This is a genomic window from Aequorivita sp. KMM 9714, assembly GCF_011065475.1.
GTDB classification, from domain to species: domain Bacteria; phylum Bacteroidota; class Bacteroidia; order Flavobacteriales; family Flavobacteriaceae; genus Aequorivita; species Aequorivita sinensis.
Genome location: NZ_JAAGRO010000002.1, coordinates 245,048 through 261,214, shown reverse-complemented (window position 1 = coordinate 261,214; position 16,167 = coordinate 245,048). Strand labels below are relative to the sequence as shown.

At 34.1% G+C, this 16,167-nt stretch carries 19 protein-coding genes; 4 read left to right on the top strand and 15 right to left on the bottom strand.

What is annotated here, in order from left to right; translation table 11 throughout:
- Positions 1-63: 63 nt before the first annotated feature.
- From G3A46_RS07400 to G3A46_RS07390, 3 genes are all read right to left on the bottom strand, one after another.
- Complete coding sequence (locus G3A46_RS07400) at positions 64-1,299, bottom strand: GAF domain-containing sensor histidine kinase (RefSeq protein WP_165148233.1); 1,236 nt, start codon at positions 1,297-1,299, stop codon at positions 64-66.
- 122 nt (positions 1,300-1,421) lie between these two features.
- Positions 1,422-2,186, bottom strand: coding sequence for a TIGR02757 family protein (locus G3A46_RS07395; protein ID WP_165148231.1), 765 nt, complete (start codon positions 2,184-2,186; stop codon positions 1,422-1,424).
- A 24-nt stretch (positions 2,187-2,210) separates the two neighbouring features.
- Entirely contained in the window at positions 2,211-2,870 is a 660-nt protein-coding gene (locus G3A46_RS07390; RefSeq protein ID WP_139854847.1) for an ABC transporter ATP-binding protein, read from the bottom strand.
- A 121-nt stretch (positions 2,871-2,991) separates the two neighbouring features.
- Here G3A46_RS07390 and folE point away from each other — a divergent pair, with 121 nt between their 5' ends.
- Together folE and G3A46_RS07380 are read left to right on the top strand one after the other, a co-directional pair.
- Positions 2,992-3,591, top strand: coding sequence for a GTP cyclohydrolase I FolE (gene folE / locus G3A46_RS07385; protein WP_165148229.1), 600 nt, complete (start codon positions 2,992-2,994; stop codon positions 3,589-3,591).
- Positions 3,592-3,694: 103 nt separating this feature from the next.
- Positions 3,695-3,997 carry a hypothetical protein gene (locus tag G3A46_RS07380; RefSeq protein WP_165148227.1) on the top strand — a complete coding sequence of 101 codons (303 nt, stop codon included), beginning with the start codon at positions 3,695-3,697 and terminating at the stop codon, positions 3,995-3,997.
- A 72-nt stretch (positions 3,998-4,069) separates the two neighbouring features.
- Here G3A46_RS07380 and G3A46_RS07375 read toward each other — a convergent pair whose 3' ends face one another.
- The 8 genes from G3A46_RS07375 to G3A46_RS07340 form a co-directional block, all read right to left on the bottom strand.
- The gene (locus G3A46_RS07375; protein WP_165148225.1) at positions 4,070-6,283 is read right to left on the bottom strand and encodes a TonB-dependent receptor; all 2,214 of its coding nucleotides are present in this window, start codon (positions 6,281-6,283) and stop codon (positions 4,070-4,072) included.
- Between the two features lie 138 nt (positions 6,284-6,421).
- A complete protein-coding gene (locus G3A46_RS07370) occupies positions 6,422-6,751 on the bottom strand; it encodes a hypothetical protein (protein WP_165148223.1) in 330 nt (109 codons plus the stop codon).
- Positions 6,748-7,050 (bottom strand): DUF6787 family protein, encoded by a 303-nt coding sequence (locus G3A46_RS07365; RefSeq protein WP_165148221.1) that lies wholly within the window; start codon positions 7,048-7,050, stop codon positions 6,748-6,750. The genes G3A46_RS07370 and G3A46_RS07365 overlap by 4 nt, the downstream gene beginning before the upstream one ends.
- Positions 7,047-7,466 (bottom strand): DUF6146 family protein, encoded by a 420-nt coding sequence (locus G3A46_RS07360; protein ID WP_165148219.1) that lies wholly within the window; start codon positions 7,464-7,466, stop codon positions 7,047-7,049. The genes G3A46_RS07365 and G3A46_RS07360 overlap by 4 nt, the downstream gene beginning before the upstream one ends.
- A gap of 124 nt (positions 7,467-7,590) precedes the next feature.
- Positions 7,591-8,232: a DUF937 domain-containing protein gene (locus tag G3A46_RS07355; RefSeq protein ID WP_165148217.1), complete on the bottom strand. Its 642-nt coding sequence runs from the start codon at positions 8,230-8,232 to the stop codon at positions 7,591-7,593.
- 117 nt (positions 8,233-8,349) lie between these two features.
- Complete coding sequence (locus G3A46_RS07350; protein WP_165148216.1) at positions 8,350-9,303, bottom strand: D-2-hydroxyacid dehydrogenase; 954 nt, start codon at positions 9,301-9,303, stop codon at positions 8,350-8,352.
- 51 nt (positions 9,304-9,354) lie between these two features.
- The gene (gene serC / locus G3A46_RS07345; protein ID WP_165148213.1) at positions 9,355-10,422 is read right to left on the bottom strand and encodes a 3-phosphoserine/phosphohydroxythreonine transaminase; all 1,068 of its coding nucleotides are present in this window, start codon (positions 10,420-10,422) and stop codon (positions 9,355-9,357) included.
- Between the two features lie 152 nt (positions 10,423-10,574).
- Positions 10,575-11,621: an acyl-CoA reductase gene (locus G3A46_RS07340; RefSeq protein ID WP_165148210.1), complete on the bottom strand. Its 1,047-nt coding sequence runs from the start codon at positions 11,619-11,621 to the stop codon at positions 10,575-10,577.
- A gap of 63 nt (positions 11,622-11,684) precedes the next feature.
- Between G3A46_RS07340 and G3A46_RS07335 the strand changes: the two genes are divergently transcribed.
- The gene (locus G3A46_RS07335; RefSeq protein ID WP_139854836.1) at positions 11,685-12,035 is read left to right on the top strand and encodes a 4Fe-4S dicluster domain-containing protein; all 351 of its coding nucleotides are present in this window, start codon (positions 11,685-11,687) and stop codon (positions 12,033-12,035) included.
- A 159-nt stretch (positions 12,036-12,194) separates the two neighbouring features.
- On the opposite strand, the gene G3A46_RS07330 is transcribed toward G3A46_RS07335, so the two are convergent.
- Together G3A46_RS07330 and G3A46_RS07325 are read right to left on the bottom strand one after the other, a co-directional pair.
- Positions 12,195-12,755 carry a hypothetical protein gene (locus tag G3A46_RS07330; protein ID WP_165148207.1) on the bottom strand — a complete coding sequence of 187 codons (561 nt, stop codon included), beginning with the start codon at positions 12,753-12,755 and terminating at the stop codon, positions 12,195-12,197.
- Between the two features lie 186 nt (positions 12,756-12,941).
- Positions 12,942-13,418, bottom strand: coding sequence for a hypothetical protein (locus G3A46_RS07325; protein WP_165148204.1), 477 nt, complete (start codon positions 13,416-13,418; stop codon positions 12,942-12,944).
- Positions 13,419-13,617: 199 nt separating this feature from the next.
- On the opposite strand from G3A46_RS07325, the gene ychF reads away from it, so the two are divergent.
- The gene (gene ychF / locus G3A46_RS07320; protein ID WP_165148201.1) at positions 13,618-14,712 is read left to right on the top strand and encodes a redox-regulated ATPase YchF; all 1,095 of its coding nucleotides are present in this window, start codon (positions 13,618-13,620) and stop codon (positions 14,710-14,712) included.
- A gap of 88 nt (positions 14,713-14,800) precedes the next feature.
- Here the strand turns inward: ychF and G3A46_RS07315 are convergent, their stop codons facing one another.
- Complete coding sequence (locus tag G3A46_RS07315; RefSeq protein ID WP_139854832.1) at positions 14,801-15,091, bottom strand: chaperone modulator CbpM; 291 nt, start codon at positions 15,089-15,091, stop codon at positions 14,801-14,803.
- Positions 15,091-15,996, bottom strand: coding sequence for a J domain-containing protein (locus G3A46_RS07310; protein ID WP_165148198.1), 906 nt, complete (start codon positions 15,994-15,996; stop codon positions 15,091-15,093). The genes G3A46_RS07315 and G3A46_RS07310 overlap by 1 nt, the downstream gene beginning before the upstream one ends.
- Positions 15,997-16,167: the final 171 nt, after the last annotated feature.

The following is a 16,167-nucleotide window of genomic DNA, read 5'->3' as shown; positions in this document are numbered from 1 at the left end:
AATTATAAATTCAAAGATAAAAAACGGAACTTAATAACGACTAGTTTACTAGCCTAAAACCATTTAATTTTCCTTTAGTTGTTTAGGGGGCTTCTTTTTCGTTTTTTTAATGTAAAATTTAAAAGTTGTTCCTTTTCCTTTTTCTGAGGTAACCTCGATATCACCCCCTAATTTATTCACTAATTTTTTAACCGTAGAAAGGCCAATTCCGTTCCCTTTTTTCCCATATCGGTCTAATTCGCCAACAGTTTCAAAAAGGTTGAAGATGCTTTTAAGCTTATCCTTTTCAATCCCTACACCATTATCGGTGATTGTAAAATAGTAATAGCCTCTTTCTTTCCAACAATTGATATCTATTACGATAGTTTCTTTATCGTTATATTTTAGACTATTGGTGATTAAATTTAATGTAATCTGTTCTAAGGCAGCTCTATTTGCCTTCATCTCGATGTTTTCTTCAGGAAGATTTATTTCACAATCATAATTAATATTAAGAAGTTCGATAATATCTTCTAAAAGATCGTGACTGTCAAAAACTTCTTCACTTAAAGAAGCTGTTTTGTCACTCTCGTAATGTTCAAGCATTCCAGTGATGTATTCACTTAAAGTAAAAGAGGATTGCTTTATATATTCCAAATATTGCTTGCCTTGGTCGTCGAGATATTGACCGTATTTACTGCGAAGCATATCTGAGGTGATAATCATATTGGCGAGTGGCATTTTCATATCGTGAGAAACCATTCCTGCGAAGTTTTTAAGTTCTTCGTTTTTCTCCTTCAATTCATTTTGAATAACCATTAATTCTCTATTTCGCTTTTTAGCTTCAAAGAGATTAACCACTTGAAACGCTAAAGCGATTAGCGCCTTTTTCTGTTTGGAAGTAAGTTTACGAGGTTTAGTGTCGAAAACACACAAAGTACCTAAAGGATACCCATCGGAGTTTATTAGTCGAACGCCAGCATAAAAAATAGCATTCATTTCGGTAACAAGCGGATTATCTACAAATCGAGGGTCTTTTCTAGCGTCTTCAACTATAAAAATACTAGAATCATCTAATATGGCGTGGCCACAAAAAGAAGTGTTTCTTGGGCTCTCATTAAAGGGAATCCCGTAATGCGATTTCAAAAAGTTTCTGTCGGATTCTACTAAGGTAACCAATGAAATAGGCACATCACAAACAGTAGCGGTAACTAATGTAAGGTTGTCAAAGTCTCTTTCAGGTAAAGTGTCTAATAAATCATAAGACCGCACTGCTTCAAGACGTTGTTCTTCATCAATAGGAATTCGAGGCTCTATCAAGACTTTGTATACTTTGTTAAAAATATCAAATAAATGACATTTTTTAATTAAACGTAAATATACAATTTTTCACATTAAAAAATCAAGAAAAGACAAGGCTTAGCAATGTGTTAAATTGCTTGTCAAAATTGTTCAAAAACTCCAAGTCCAAATAACGCGAAATCGTATTTAACGGGGTCTTTTGGGTCTAATTTTCTAAGGGAAGCATCAAGTGCGGCCAAAGCTTTACCGTCGTTTTGTTTGCGTTTTAAAAGCTTTAATTTTCTAGCTACATTTCCACTATGCACATCTAAAGGACAAGAAAGTTGGGAAGGGGAGATGGAATTCCAAATTCCAAAATCTACACCAGCATTATCATTTCTTACCATCCAACGTAAGAACATATTTATTCGTTTGGCGGCTGAATTTTTTAAAGGGTCGCTAACGTGCTTTTGAGTACGAGGAAGATGTGGAAGTTCGAAAAATACTTTCTTGAACTGATGAATGGCAGTTTGTACAGAATCTTCTTCGGAATATTTTGCAAAAACACGCTCCAATCCGCCGTGATTGCTATAAATGTTTTGAAGTGATTTTAAAAAGTAGAACAAATCGTCGCTATTAAAAGTACGATGTACAAAACCGTCAAGCTTTTCAGAATCGTCTTCATCTAGATTCATTATGAAGTCGTAAGGCGAATTACCCATAATATCCATTAAACGATGTCCGTTATTGATGATACTTTTTCTGTTTCCCCAGGCTATAGTTGCAACTAAAAACCCTGCAATTTCAATATCTTCTTTTAACGTAAATAAATGTGGAATTTGAATGGGGTCACTATCAATAAAATCTGGGTTATTGTAGAGAATAACTTTTTCGTCGAGAAATTCTTTAAGCTGCGCCTTATTCATTGTAATACTTTGTTGCGTATAATTTTAAGTAAGTATTACTCCGTCTTGCATAACCAATTTTCTATCGGCCATATTTGCAAGCTCTTCGTTATGAGTAACAATTACAAACGTTTGTCCAAATTCATCTCTTAATTTAAAGAATAAGTTGTGAAGGTTTTCTGCGCTTTCGGTATCTAAATTTCCACTAGGTTCATCCGCTAAAATTATAGCAGGATTATTTATTAAAGCTCTTGCTACGGCTACACGTTGTTGTTCTCCACCAGAAAGTTCATTCGGCTTGTGATCTTCACGGTGTGAAAGCCCTAAGAAAGAAAGTAATTCTTTAGCTCTTTTTATTGCCTCAGCTTTAGGTGTGTTTTTTATAAAGGCAGGAATACATACATTTTCTATAGCGGTAAACTCAGGAAGTAACTGATGAAATTGAAAGATAAACCCTAAATTTTCATTGCGAAACTTAGCTAATTTTTTCCCAGAAAGTGAACCTATATCTACTCCGTTTATATCTAATTTACTTTGTGATTTATCAAAAGCATCTAAAGTACCTAAAATCTGTAGTAGTGTAGTTTTACCTGCACCTGAAGCACCTACAATTGATACAATTTCACTTTTTTTAATATGAAGATTAACTCCTTTTAAAACGTGGAGATTGTCGTAGTATTTATGAATGTTTTGAGCTTTAATCATCGCAAAATTTTAAAACGTGAAAGTACTATTTATGACGCTATAATACAATCTCATTGGGAATATTGTTTTTATTCGGACTTATGTGTTTATTTTTGATTTTCAATAATTAAACATATAATAAATGGCCACCTATAGATATTTTGAAGAGTATGATCAACCTGTAACCGACGATTTGATTGAGGATTACAGTAAAATTTTAACTTCAATAGGAGAAGATGTTAACCGTGAAGGAATTGTAAAAACCCCTGAACGCGCTGCAAAAGCAATTCAGTTTTTAACTTCAGGTAACCATCAAGATCCTGCTGAAATTTTAAAAAGTGCAATGTTTGCAGAATCATATCACGATATGGTAATAATAAAGGATATTGAACTATATTCTTTATGTGAACATCATATTCTGCCTTTCTTCGGGAAAGCACATATAGCTTACATTCCTGATGGACATATTGTCGGCTTGAGTAAAATTCCAAGAGTGGTAGATGTTTTTGCACGAAGACTTCAAGTGCAGGAGAGGTTAACTCATGATATCTTAGAATGTATCAACAACACATTAAAACCTAAAGGAGTTGCTGTGGTTATTGAAGCTTCACACATGTGTATGATGATGAGAGGAGTACAAAAGCAGAATAGCGTAACTACTACTTCTGGTTTTAGAGGCCAATTTGAAGCTATTGAAACTCGAAACGAATTCCTTAAACTGATAAGTCACGATCTTTCTTAAAGTAAATAAAAAAGGTTAACTCGCTTAAAAAGAAGTATTTTGGTGTTTGAGTAATATTTTGGAATGTTTTTTGTTTTAGATATAGAAACAAAAATTACTTATAATGAAAGACGAAAAATATAAACTTCTCCGCCAAGGAATACTTTATGATCTAATAGGGATGTCAACTATGGCTATTCCTGTGGTCGGACCATTTTTGGATATGCTTTGGGCACCTTTGGCAGCTAAGCAAATGTCTAAAATGTATAAAGGTAATGAAGGTAAATTAGCTTCTGTTATTGTGTTCTTGGAAGAAATTCTACCATTTACCGATATAGTTCCAACATTTACACTTATGTGGTTATATACTTTTGTATGGAAAAAACAGCCAGCACCACAAACAATTGAAATTAGAGTTGATGAATAATTAATGTAGTTAGAGCACAATAGGTATGAAATGTAAAACTTCAACTGTGCTCTAACTACATATATTTACTTTCTATATTTCTACTTTCAGTTTTACATTAACACTTCTTCCTATATCAAAAATGCCGTCTGGCTTAAATCTAGATAGGTGCGAAACGTACTCTTTGTTAGTTAAGTTTGTACCGTTTACAGCCAACTTCAGCATGACATTATTGAGTTTAAAACTACTCTCAACACCAGCACTTAATAGTGAATATCCACCAGTTCTTGTTTCAAAATTTCCGGTGTTTTTCTGGTCTAAAGTATTTTTTAGAGTTATAAACACCGAGCTTGACTTTCTAGATTTTCCATCTTGAAATTCTACTCTAAAGGTATTTCGAAGTGAATTTGCCGGAATTAGTGGTAGGTAATTGTCGTTTTTTAATTTCCCTGTTACGGTCTCAAAGCTACTCTCAAAGTGAAGCCAGTCTAATGGATGTGGGTGCAAGTGAAACCCGAATTCTCCACCATATAACGAGGCGTTATCTTGTAAGTAGTCGTAAACTGGAGTTTCATCAATAATTTCATCTGTAGGAGAAATAAAGATATAATCGTTTACAGCATTGTAAAAACCATTTGCAAAAATTTCGATGTGCTCATTTCTATATTCTATGGCAAGGTCTGTTTGAAAGTTTTGTTCACTCTTTAGTTTGTGATTTCCTCTTTCAAATCTATTTGTTCCTTCGTGTACACCGTTTGAAGTTAATTCGGCTAAGTTTGGCGCGCGGAATCCACTAGCAAGGTTTAACCGAGCTGAAATTTTTTCGAATAAATTCATTTTCGCCCCAAGTGCCGCAGCGAAACTATTGAAGTTTTTATCTAAAGCAGGAATGAAATCTTCTTCTAAAGGATTTCGAGCAGCTTCACTGTCAATTTTTCTAGAATCAAATCGAATTCCAGCTTGTAAGTCAATTTGGTCTAAGTGAAAGTGAGTTGTAGCGAAAACACCGATATCAGTAGTTTTTGCATCTGGAATTAAAATTTCTTCACCCTCATTTTTGTTGTTTTGAAACATTCCTTGTAAACCAACAATAGTTTCAAAGTTACCTAATTCTGGAAGGTGGTATTTTACATCGTAATTAAAAGTACTTAACTTTAATCTCAATGCCGCAGTCGATTGATCATCTTCGAACTCTCTACGGTCGTTAAACAAGTATCCTGCTTTTACATCTAAACTAGAGTTGTTGAAGAAAATAGTATTGTCTAAACTTACAATATGATTGTCCACTTCTTGAAAAGGCAATTCTAAATCTTTTGATTGTGTTTGCTCTCCAATTTCTTCAGGGATTCCGATGTTTGAACGATTGTAGTTATATCTAACAGTCGATTTAAATTTATTCCCTAAATACTGCAGCCCAGTTTTGAAATCCTTTTCGTTAAAACGAGAGTTTGTAACGCGATAATCTGCCCCTGTTTTATAATCGCTAAAAGAAGAGTAGGAGCCACGAGCTAAAAAGCTTAGTTTTTCACCAGATGTTTTTATCCCTAAGTTTGTAGAAGTTCCTAAAGTATTTGAGAAATAAGTACTGTTTAAATCTCCGTGAGTTTCTCCAGATCGTGCAAATCTTTCAGGGTTTAGGTATAGAACACCACCTAATGCATCGCTTCCGTATAAAAGTGAGGCAGGGCCTTTAATTACTTCAACACTCTCAATTCCTGCTTCATTAATTCCAAGTCCGTGCTCATCCCCAAATTGTTGGTTTTCTAAGCGAACGCCTTGAGTATAAGTAAGAACCCGATTGGAGCTCAAACCTCGAATAACAGGTTTTCCAATTCCTACACCAGTAGAAATTACATCAACTCCCGCTATGTTTTTTATGCCTTCTGCAAGAGTTACAGCGCCTGAAGCATTTAATGATTCGGTAGAAACACGTTCTACTTTCATCACATTTTCACTTTGTAATTTGTGGAAAGGTGTTGAGATAATTACCTCTTCCATTTCAACAGCACTTTCTTCTAACTGAATAGCTTTCGTAATAGTTTTACCTTTTGTAAATAGTATTTTCTTCGAGACAGTAGCATACCCCAATGCCGAGTAAACTACGTTATAGTTTCCGTCAGGTATATTATTTACGGTATAATTGCCATCAAAATCCGAGGTAGTTCCTTTTTCGAGTTGTGGGATATAAATTGTGGCTAATAAAGGTTCGTTTGAGTTTTTTGATATAATTGTTCCAGTTAAGGAGTTTTGTGAGTTTGCTGCTGTGTATAGCATAAGAGCAGCAACAAAAAATAAAATATTTTTCATTTCTTAAAAATAGTTGGGGATAAGGTTTATTAAATGCTCAAGCTGTCTATACTCTAAAAAGCATAAATATTTGTCAAGAGCGGATAATTGTCTTCCTTGAGTTTAAAATTGATTTAATAAAAGTGTGTAACTAGGTAATTAAGAGTGTAGGGGAGGACCTCTTAGGTAGTAGGCAGCGTACTCGCCTTCAATTTTAGGAAGAATATATAAAGTTTCCGTGTTTTGGAAACTGTGAATAGTTACAACCTCAGGTAATTCTTGAGGATTAAAATTAAAGATTGAAAAGTGAAAATCAAATATCGAACAGTCTAGTTGCTTTTCGTGAATATGTGACGATACGTCTGTACATACTTCGTGCTTATGACCTTCGAAACTATGCGCAAATTGAATTGCAGCAGGAAGCATCAAAGCAATCGAAAAGATTGTTGCTGTAAGAAGTTGCGTTATTTGATTCTTAAAAAAACTCATTCCTTAATTAAAAATCCGAGACCTAAGTTGCGAAGCATTTTCTTTTCAAATGTCCAAAAGAAATTAAACTGACCAAAAATCCAACCAAAGAACACTAAAAGCACTTGGTAGATAGGGAATATAATTAATATTCTAAACGGCCAATATACATACCAGCCCATTTCCTTTGAAATCCCAAAAAACTCAGTGACAGGTGCAGCTAATTTTGCGGCAGAACTTCCGGTAATAGCAAAAACTAAAAAAATTATATATAGTTGGGTGTTGGATTCAACATTCCAACGTTCTTTAAGCTTTTTCAATTTCTTCCTCCTATAAATTTCTGATTGTATTTCTGCTGAAAATAAACGAAGTAGTTATACAGTAAATAGTTTACTTCATATCCATAATCTACTGCTGTATCGTAATTTATTTGTTCAGTGTATAGGTTTCTAGAATAATTTTGAGGTTGTAGCACGCGACTGTTATATTCTGAAACAAAAAGTCTGTTTTTTGATTCTAAAAAAGATTGTCCGTAATGCCCTGGTTTTGGTTGTGAAATAAGCCAAGAGTCGAAACCAGGCTCAATAATCATTATTTCGTATTCCAAACTATCGTTAGCAATACGTATTGTATCGCTCTCAGTAGTTGCCGTAGAAGAGTTATCAATTGCTTTGTTTCCAGTTCCACAACTTAAAATTGCGAACGAAAAAGCAAATATGAGTAATAGGTTTTTCATAGAATTATGATTTTTGCAAAGTTAATCATTGTAAAACAAAGCTAAAGGGATTTAACTATGATTTAAAAAAAAATACCGTAACTTATTAGAAAGCACGGTATTTTTAATAGTTATAAAATCTAGTTTATTTCCCAAAGAAGCCACCTAAAATATTGCCTAAGCCTCCTTTTTTCTGACTTCCACCACCAAGAACCATTCCTGCGATATCATCAATAACACTTCCGTCGTTATTTCCATCAAGTAAAGATTCTATCATAGATTGTTGTTGAGATTGTCCACTTCCGCCGCCCATTAGGCCACCTAGTAAATCTCCAATTCCAGAATTTGAATTTACATTTTGTTGCTGCTTTTGCTTTCCTAAATAACCTAATAAAATAGGTGCTGCAACTTGTAAAATTTGCGTTACAGAACTAGAATCTAAGCCTGATTTTTGTGATAAAGCGTGTACGGCAGTGTCTTTAGACCCTCCTAATACATGGCCTAAAATTCCGTCACCGTCTTTTTTTACTTCTTCATTTACACCTCCGCTAAAAAGACTTCCTAAATTATCTAGAATACTTCCGTCGTGCTTGCTGTTTAAGGCATTCATTAAACTTGCAGCACCGCCTTCGGTATTTGCATTGCGTTTCATAGCACCCATTAGTATTGGCATTGCCATTGCAACTACCGATGCTGTTTTATCTTCTGGTTGGTGTGTTTCTTTACTAATGCCTCCTACAATTTGTTTTCCGAGGTCACTATTCAATAAATCTAAAATTCCTGACATGATCTTTTTTTAAAATTTTGGTTACTTACAAATGATTAATTCAAGTAAAGTTAAGTAAAAATAGACTAGAATTATAAAAATTGGCCTTACTTCATTGAATTTTAAGTGATGTTTAACTTATTTCTTCAATATCGAAATAATGCGATTTGCAAGTTCTATTCCAATTCTATCTTGAGCTTCATTTGTAGCAGCACCAATATGTGGTGTAAGTGAAATTTTTTCGTTCATAAGAACTTTAATTGAAGGAGTAGGTTCGTTTTCAAAAACATCTAATGCTGCAAAGGATACTTTACCATCTTCTAAAGCGTCTAAAAGTGCGTTTTCATCAAGTATCCCTCCGCGTGAAGCATTTATAATACCTACACCATCTTTCATTTTTGCTATTTCATTCTTCCCGATTAGATACTCTGATTGGGAAGGTACGTGTAAGCTGATGAAATCACTGTTTTTTAATAATTTATCAATTGGAGCGGTTTTAATTTTTAGGGTTACTTCTTGACCGTCGTAAAATTCTAATGTGATATCCGCCTCTCCAACTTCATAATCGCTTGCAATAACTTTCATCCCACAACCTAAAGCTATTTTAGCAACTTGGCGACCAATTCTACCAAAACCAATAATACCAAGAGTTTTGTTGCGCAGTTCTCTCCCTCCTGCATAATTCTTTTTCATTTCTTTAAACCTGCTGTCGCCGTCTAAAGGCATGTTTCTATTAGAGTCGTGTAGATATCTTACTCCTCCAAATAGATGTGCAAAAACAAGTTCGGCTACAGAGCCAGATGATGCTTCTGGAGTGTTTATTACTTCTAGTCCGTTTTTAAGAGCATAATCAACATCAATATTATCCATGCCCACACCACCGCGACCTATAATTTTTAGAGACGGGCAATTGTCTATTAAATTCTTTCTAACCTTAGTTGCACTTCGAACTAAAAGCACATCAATTTTATGTTCATTAATGTAGTTTTGAAGCTGTTCTTGAGCTACGTGCACTTTTAAAACTTCAAAACCTTCTGCTTCTAAAATTTTTATTCCGCTTTGTGATATTCCGTCGTTCGCTAATATTTTCATTTAAATATATTACTAAGTTTATAATCTTTAATTCTTCTGTTCGCTCTAGAATTAGGCGCGCTTTTCAAAATCTTTCATTACCTCGACCAACAGCTGTACGCTTTCTAATGGCATGGCGTTGTACATGGATGCGCGATAACCCCCAACACTTCGATGTCCGTTAATACCGCTTATTCCAGCTTCTTTAACTAGGCTATCAAAGAAATCTTTTAATTCTGGTTTCTTAATATTAAAAGTGGCATTCATTTTAGAGCGATCTTCTTTATTGACCACAAACCCTTCAAATAATGGATTTCGATCTATTTCTTGATAAAGGATTTTAGCTTTTTGATTATTCACTTTCTCAATTGCCGAAATGCCTCCTAAATCTTTCAACCACTGTAGCGTTAACATTGATACATAAACTGGAAAAACAGCAGGGGTGTTAAACATACTGTCTTTTTCAATATGCATTTTGTAGTTAAGCATTGATGGAATAGCTCGAGAAACTTTACCTAGAATTTCTTCTTTTATAACAACCAGAGTAGTTCCTGAAGGCCCCATATTTTTTTGTGCTCCCGCATAGATTAAACTAAATTTTGAAAAATCTAACTGACGAGAAAAGATATCACTACTCATATCGCATACTAAAGGCACATTAGTTTCGGGGAAACTTTGCAATTGTGTGCCAAAGATGGTGTTGTTACTTGTACAGTGAAAATAATCTACATCTGAAAGTATGCTGTAGTTTTTCGGGATAAAATTGAAATTCTCATTTTTTGAACTAGCTACTTCAACTACTTCTCCTAAAACCTTTGCCTCTTTTATAGCTTTATCACTCCAAGTTCCTGTATTTAAGTAAGCAGCTTTGTTTTCTAAGAGATTGTATGCCGTCATTAGAAACTGAAGACTTGCACCACCGTGTAGAAATAAGGCTTTATATCCCTTTTCTTGTAACCCAAGGTGTTCTAAGGCTAGATTTCGGGCGGTTTCCATAACTTCCACAAAATCTTTACTCCTATGCGATATTTCTAATATTGAAAGACCTAAATCATTAAAATTTAAGACAGCTTCAGAAGCTTTTTGAAAAACGGGTTGTGGTAAAATACACGGACCTGCACTAAAGTTATGTTTCTTCATTTAAATAGTAAATTTGAGATAGTAAATGTAGCATTGTAAAACATTCAAAATAAATCTATTGAATGTGTTTAGTCTAAACTACATTTACTAAAAGCTTATACTGCAAAAGTGCAAAATACAACCCTAAAAATGTTGTATATACTTGAAATTTATTAAGATAATTTCAATAAAAATTCGATTGTATCCACACCATCTGCATAATCCCATAATTCAGGATTTTGAGCCTTTCCAAATGGAATTTCGTTTGGTAATCCTGCTTTGGTAACCACGCACTGAATATTATCTGCTTCAGTTTCTAGTATTTTTTTCACAGCATACTTTGAAGTGTATTTTTCAAAGAAAAGTACTGAGATAGGAGAGGAGAAGTCCGAGTCTTCTTTTAATAACATAAACTCATTGTCCAGCAGCGGAAAGCTGTCCATTAGATAAACAGCTTTGTTATAGTCGTAATTATTTATGTATTTGTGATTATGGATTATTTCTTTCCAGCTATACATTCCTTTAAAAAATGGCTCGAAATCATAGTCTTCTGGAATGTATATTTTTGAAACATTACGGCAACCAAGTCCGAAATATCTAAATACATCATCAGCGAGGTTTTTTAGATCTTCTTCTGTTTCTTCTCCAGTTAATACAGCAACTGAGTTTCTGTTTTTACGAATGATATTAGGATACTTTCCGAAGTAGTAATCAAAATACCTAGCGGTATTATTGCTTCCTGTTGCGATTACAGCATCAAATGTCGTTAATCGTTCGTCGGTAAATTCAATATAATCTTTAAACCTAGGTTCGATTGAAATTAAAATTTGCCCAATGAAAGGCAGAAGCGTTTTGTCGTTTGATGAAAGCTTAGCTAATGCTTTATTTCCTGTAATTAATACTGAAAGGAAATCGTGAAACCCTACAAGCGGAACATTTCCAGCCATAATAATAGCAACGGTTTTTGGTTCAACCGATTCTATTTTATAATTAGAAATCCATTGTTGTAAGTTTTCTTCGGAAAGAGCATTGCCCCAACTATTAAGTGCAAAGTGTATATTTTCCTGAGTAAACCAACCGTTTTCGGCTTCAGCTCTTCTTAGAATACTTTCAATATTAAGGTTGTTTATTTCTGGACGCTCTTGTGAAGATTCAGTGTTTATTTCTCTAAGAAACTTACCTAAAGCTGTAAAAGCGTTAATTCTATCTTTTAATTGCATACTTAGTTTGGAGTTGCCCTTTATAGGCGTTAAATTTGCACAAAGTTAAAAAAAGTAAATACCATGGCAATTATAATAACAGATGAATGTATAAACTGCGGTGCGTGTGAACCAGAATGCCCTAATACAGCTATTTACGAAGGTGCAGACGATTGGCGTTATGCCGATGGTACTGATCTAGATGGTGATGTAGTGCTGCCAAACGGTAAACAGGTTAATGCAAATGAAACCCAAGAACCAGTTAGCGACGAAATATATTACATAGTTCCAGATAAATGTACCGAATGTAAAGGTTTCCACGATGAGCCGCAATGTGCTGCTGTTTGTCCTGTAGATTGCTGTATTCCTGACGACGATCACGTAGAAAGTGAAGAAGAACTACTGGCAAAACAAGCGTTTATGCATAAAGAATAAAATTTCTTAATTCTAATAAAAAAGCAACCTAGTAGGTTGCTTTTTTTGTTTATTTAAAATTGTGTTATTCCAAATATATCAAAATTGAGATAATCTATAAAATGAAAAATGCCCTTTAAAATATATTAAAGGACATTTTTAGGATTGAGGAGTTATATTCTATTTATCCTGTTGTTGGATATTTACTGAATTACTCTTCATTGGCTTTATACCACCAGTTTCATTTAATCTATAGATTACAGAAACCACAGCATCTTTGTCAGTGTCGTATTTCTCTACAACAAAATCACCATTATCATTAAAATATCCGAAAGATGATTTCCCGTTTTGAGACATGATGTAGTAACCATTCTTTGAAGTAGGCTTGATAATAGCATACTCTTCGTGAGTTGCATTATCTTTTACAGTCATCATTCTGTAACCGTCTTTATCTTGCTGATTTATGAATTTAAATCTATTTCCTTCATAACCGTAATTAACTTCAGTGTTAATTGTTGCAGGTTGAACTACCATTTCTTGATTAGTTCTATTGGCATCTTTTTCAGATAATGAAATTGCCTGCTTTTGAGTTTTAGTTACAGCTTTAGTTGAAACATCTACACCTTTTTCGCTTTTAACTGCGGTTTTAGTAGTAATAGTTTCCTGTTTTTGATTCTTGTTGTCTTGAGCAAATACTGTAGTAAATGCTGCTAACGCTATAATTGTTAATACTTTTTTCATAATGGTTGTTTATTATTTGTATTGATTTATTCAAAAGTACAATCATAAAATGTTAAAAAAACCTAAAACATTGATAATCATTTCACAATCTTGACGAAAACCTAATTTTGGGAATACTATTTTGTAGTATCCCTAATAGGAGTTTCATAAATTGGAAATTATATAAGTTGTTTGTTAAGGTGCTGCCTAATTACTTTTTTTCAGCTTCGACATTCTTTTTGGTCTTGCTTCAAGTTTAGCTCTTCTTTCGGCTAATTCCTTTTCTTTTTGTAATTGAATTTGTTCAAATTCTTTTCTCTTTTGTGCAGCTAACTCTTTCTGCTGTCTAATAGAAGCTTCTAGCTTTTCCTCTTGTTTTCTTTTATTCTCAAGGATTAACAATTCATTTTTCTCGTCGGTATTCAATTCATCTGTAAGTAATTTATTGTCGCGATTTTTTTTACTTTCAATTCTAAACTCTTGATTAGTTTGATTGTCGTCACTCACTATTACAGCGCCGCTTTCAGTATCAGTTTCTTTAACTTCTTTTACTTCAACTTCACTTCCTTTTTTAGTAACTACACGTTTAATTGTTGACTCTTGTTTTACTGTCTTGTTTTCTTGAGCTTGAACTCCAGCAAGTGTTAGAATGGCTAAAGCAAGACTCATTACTGCATTTTTCATGGTATTGGTATTAATGGTTATTGAGTAAAATTAAGTGAATAGTTGCTGATATACTCTATAAGTTTAGTGAAATAAAACATAAACTTTTTTTAAAAACCATTTGAAATCAATTATTGAAAGTCTGCTTTGAAGATGTATATTTGCACCTTCGTAAATCAAAATTGACTTTTTCTTGATTTACCCTAAAAAAATATAATAAATGAAAGCAGGTATCGTAGGATTGCCAAATGTTGGAAAATCCACTCTATTTAATTGTTTGTCTAATGCCAAGGCGCAAAGTGCGAATTTCCCATTCTGTACAATTGAACCAAATATTGGAGTAGTAAATGTGCCGGATAAACGGTTATTGAAACTAGAAGAATTGGTAAAACCAGAACGTGTGCTTCCAGCTACTGTTGAAATAGTTGATATTGCAGGATTGGTAAAAGGAGCGAGTAAAGGGGAAGGACTAGGAAACCAGTTTTTGAGCAACATTAGAGAAACCGATGCTATTCTTCACGTTTTACGTTGCTTTGATAATGATAATATTGTGCACGTTGACGGTAATGTAAACCCTATCCGTGATAAAGAAACTATCGATATCGAACTTCAGTTAAAGGATTTAGAGACTGTAGATAAAAAACTTGAAAAAGTAAAACGTGCAGCTCGTACTGGAAATAAAGAAGCTCAAAAAGAAGAGGCGGCTTTATTAAAAGTAAAAGCAGGTTTGGAAGCTGGTATATCTGTTCGTGCTATCGATTTAACTGAAGACGAAAGAGAAGAATATATTAAAGGTTCTCAATTTATTACAGACAAACCAGTAATGTATGTGTGTAATGTTGATGAAGACTCTGCAGTAAATGGAAATGCTTATGTTGAGCAAGTTCGTGAAGCTGTAAAAAATGAAAACGCAGAAGTGTTAGTTTTAGCAGTTGGTACTGAAGCCGATATTACCGAATTAGATTCTTTTGAAGAGCGTCAAATGTTCTTAGAAGATTTAGGTCTTGATGAAGCAGGTTCAGCAAAACTAATTAGAAGCGCTTATAGACTATTAAACCTTCAAACGTATTTCACTGCTGGAGTAAAGGAAGTTCGTGCTTGGACTATCCCTGTTGGGGCAACAGCACCACAAGCTGCAGGAGTAATCCATACAGATTTTGAAAAAGGATTTATTAGAGCTGAAGTTATTAAATATGAAGACTTCGTAGCATACGGTAGTGAGGCTAAAGTAAAAGAAGCTGGAAAAATGGGCGTAGAAGGGAAGGAATATATCGTTAAAGATGGCGATATTATGCACTTCCGCTTTAATGTTTAATACTGAAAATGATTTAAGCAGTGAGTTGAATTTATCGCAACTGCCTGCTTAAGAATCAAAATATAGGTGGATTTATTTCTTGAAGAAACTATTCGTATAAACGGAGTTTTTTCTGAAGTAAATCCATTTCTTTTTCCATCTTATCCATTCGATTAAGCATTCGTCTTATAACGTCAAGTCCTTCAAAGTTTATCCCTAAATCGTTGTGTAGTCTAAACATACGTTCGATTTCTGAGATATCGTTCTCATCTATAAAAAGGTCATTTTGTTTTTCTTCAAATACAATCAAACCGTATTCGTGAAGTCTATTAATAAAAGTGTCTTCAATATTTGAGTGTTTGCAGTATTGCTCCACTAGTATGTATTTTTCTCGTGCCATTATCTCAGTTTTGAAAGTTCGGTAAACAGTTCTTTTTCTTTTGCTGATAGGTTTTTAGGAAGTTCTACCTTATATGTTATGTATAGATTTCCAAATTGTCCGTCCTTTTTGTACTTTGGAAGGCCTTTACCTGTGAGTTTTACTTTAGTATCGTTTTGAGTTTCGGGCTTAACATTCAATTTTACTTTTCCAGTTAGGGTTTCTATAGTTATTTCACCGCCTAGAAGCGCAGTGTACAACGAAATGTTTTCGGTAGCATAAATGTCGCTTTCGAGTCTTTTAAATCGGGTGTTATTGAATATCTCGAAGGTGATGTATAGGTCTCCCTTAGGGCCTCCATTCATACCCTCACCACCATAACCTCTAATTTTAATTGTTTGTCCGTCTTCAACTCCTGCAGGGATTGTAAGTCTAATTTTTTTATCTCCTACACTTATGGTTTGTTTTTGATCATGAAAAATATCGGTTAAATTTAATCGCAGTGTAGCATTCAAATCTTGACCTTTAAATTGAGCTGTTCGTCTGCGTCCACCGCCACTAAATCCACCGCCGCCAAACATCGATTCAAAAAAGTCTGAAAACTGACTCTCATCAAACCCTTGACCGCCACTTGTATAAGTTCTCTGATTGCTATATCCCTGTGAGCCTTGTTGTTGTCTAGTTTTTTCAAAGGCATCGGCGTGTTGCCAATCTTTCCCGTATTGGTCGTATTTTTTTCGCTTTTCAGGATCGCTCAACACTTCATTGGCTTCGTTTATTTGCTTAAACTTTTGCTCGGCCGACTTGTCGTTGGGGTTTAAATCAGGGTGATATTTTCGAGCGAGTTTTCGATATGCTTTTTTAATATCGGCTTCACTAGCGCTTTTTGTGAGCCCAAGAATTTTGTAGTAATCTATAAATTCCATTTGTGTTATAAGATTAGACCTATGAAGTTATAAAAATAAATGCTAGCAATCAACATAGTGCCGTATTCTTTACAAAAGTTTAGCAGTCTGTGTAGATTTTTGATTAGGAAAAAATATGTTATTGTTTTTAATTAAAATAAGTGTTATTTTATTCAGAAGTATAAAATATAT

Excerpts from the sequence above, each read along its gene's own strand:
- serC (WP_165148213.1), bottom strand. The coding sequence starts at position 10,422 with ATGAAGAAACATAACTTTAGTGCAGGTCCGTGTATTTTACCACAACCC.
- G3A46_RS07340 (WP_165148210.1), bottom strand. The coding sequence starts at position 11,621 with ATGCAATTAAAAGATAGAATTAACGCTTTTACAGCTTTAGGTAAGTTT.
- G3A46_RS07310 (WP_165148198.1), bottom strand. The coding sequence starts at position 15,996 with ATGGAATTTATAGATTACTACAAAATTCTTGGGCTCACAAAAAGCGCT.
- G3A46_RS07360 (WP_165148219.1), bottom strand. The coding sequence starts at position 7,466 with ATGAAAAACCTATTACTCATATTTGCTTTTTCGTTCGCAATTTTAAGT.
- G3A46_RS07330 (WP_165148207.1), bottom strand. The coding sequence starts at position 12,755 with ATGAAAAAAGTATTAACAATTATAGCGTTAGCAGCATTTACTACAGTA.
- G3A46_RS07380 (WP_165148227.1), top strand. The coding sequence starts at position 3,695 with ATGAAAGACGAAAAATATAAACTTCTCCGCCAAGGAATACTTTATGAT.
- G3A46_RS07390 (WP_139854847.1), bottom strand. The coding sequence starts at position 2,870 with ATGATTAAAGCTCAAAACATTCATAAATACTACGACAATCTCCACGTT.
- G3A46_RS07315 (WP_139854832.1), bottom strand. The coding sequence starts at position 15,091 with ATGGCACGAGAAAAATACATACTAGTGGAGCAATACTGCAAACACTCA.
- G3A46_RS07350 (WP_165148216.1), bottom strand. The coding sequence starts at position 9,303 with ATGAAAATATTAGCGAACGACGGAATATCACAAAGCGGAATAAAAATT.
- G3A46_RS07375 (WP_165148225.1), bottom strand. The coding sequence starts at position 6,283 with ATGAAAAATATTTTATTTTTTGTTGCTGCTCTTATGCTATACACAGCA.
- G3A46_RS07395 (WP_165148231.1), bottom strand. The coding sequence starts at position 2,186 with ATGAATAAGGCGCAGCTTAAAGAATTTCTCGACGAAAAAGTTATTCTC.
- folE (WP_165148229.1), top strand. The coding sequence starts at position 2,992 with ATGGCCACCTATAGATATTTTGAAGAGTATGATCAACCTGTAACCGAC.
- ychF (WP_165148201.1), top strand. The coding sequence starts at position 13,618 with ATGAAAGCAGGTATCGTAGGATTGCCAAATGTTGGAAAATCCACTCTA.
- G3A46_RS07370 (WP_165148223.1), bottom strand. The coding sequence starts at position 6,751 with ATGAGTTTTTTTAAGAATCAAATAACGCAACTTCTTACAGCAACAATC.
- G3A46_RS07325 (WP_165148204.1), bottom strand. The coding sequence starts at position 13,418 with ATGAAAAATGCAGTAATGAGTCTTGCTTTAGCCATTCTAACACTTGCT.
- G3A46_RS07335 (WP_139854836.1), top strand. The coding sequence starts at position 11,685 with ATGGCAATTATAATAACAGATGAATGTATAAACTGCGGTGCGTGTGAA.
- G3A46_RS07355 (WP_165148217.1), bottom strand. The coding sequence starts at position 8,232 with ATGTCAGGAATTTTAGATTTATTGAATAGTGACCTCGGAAAACAAATT.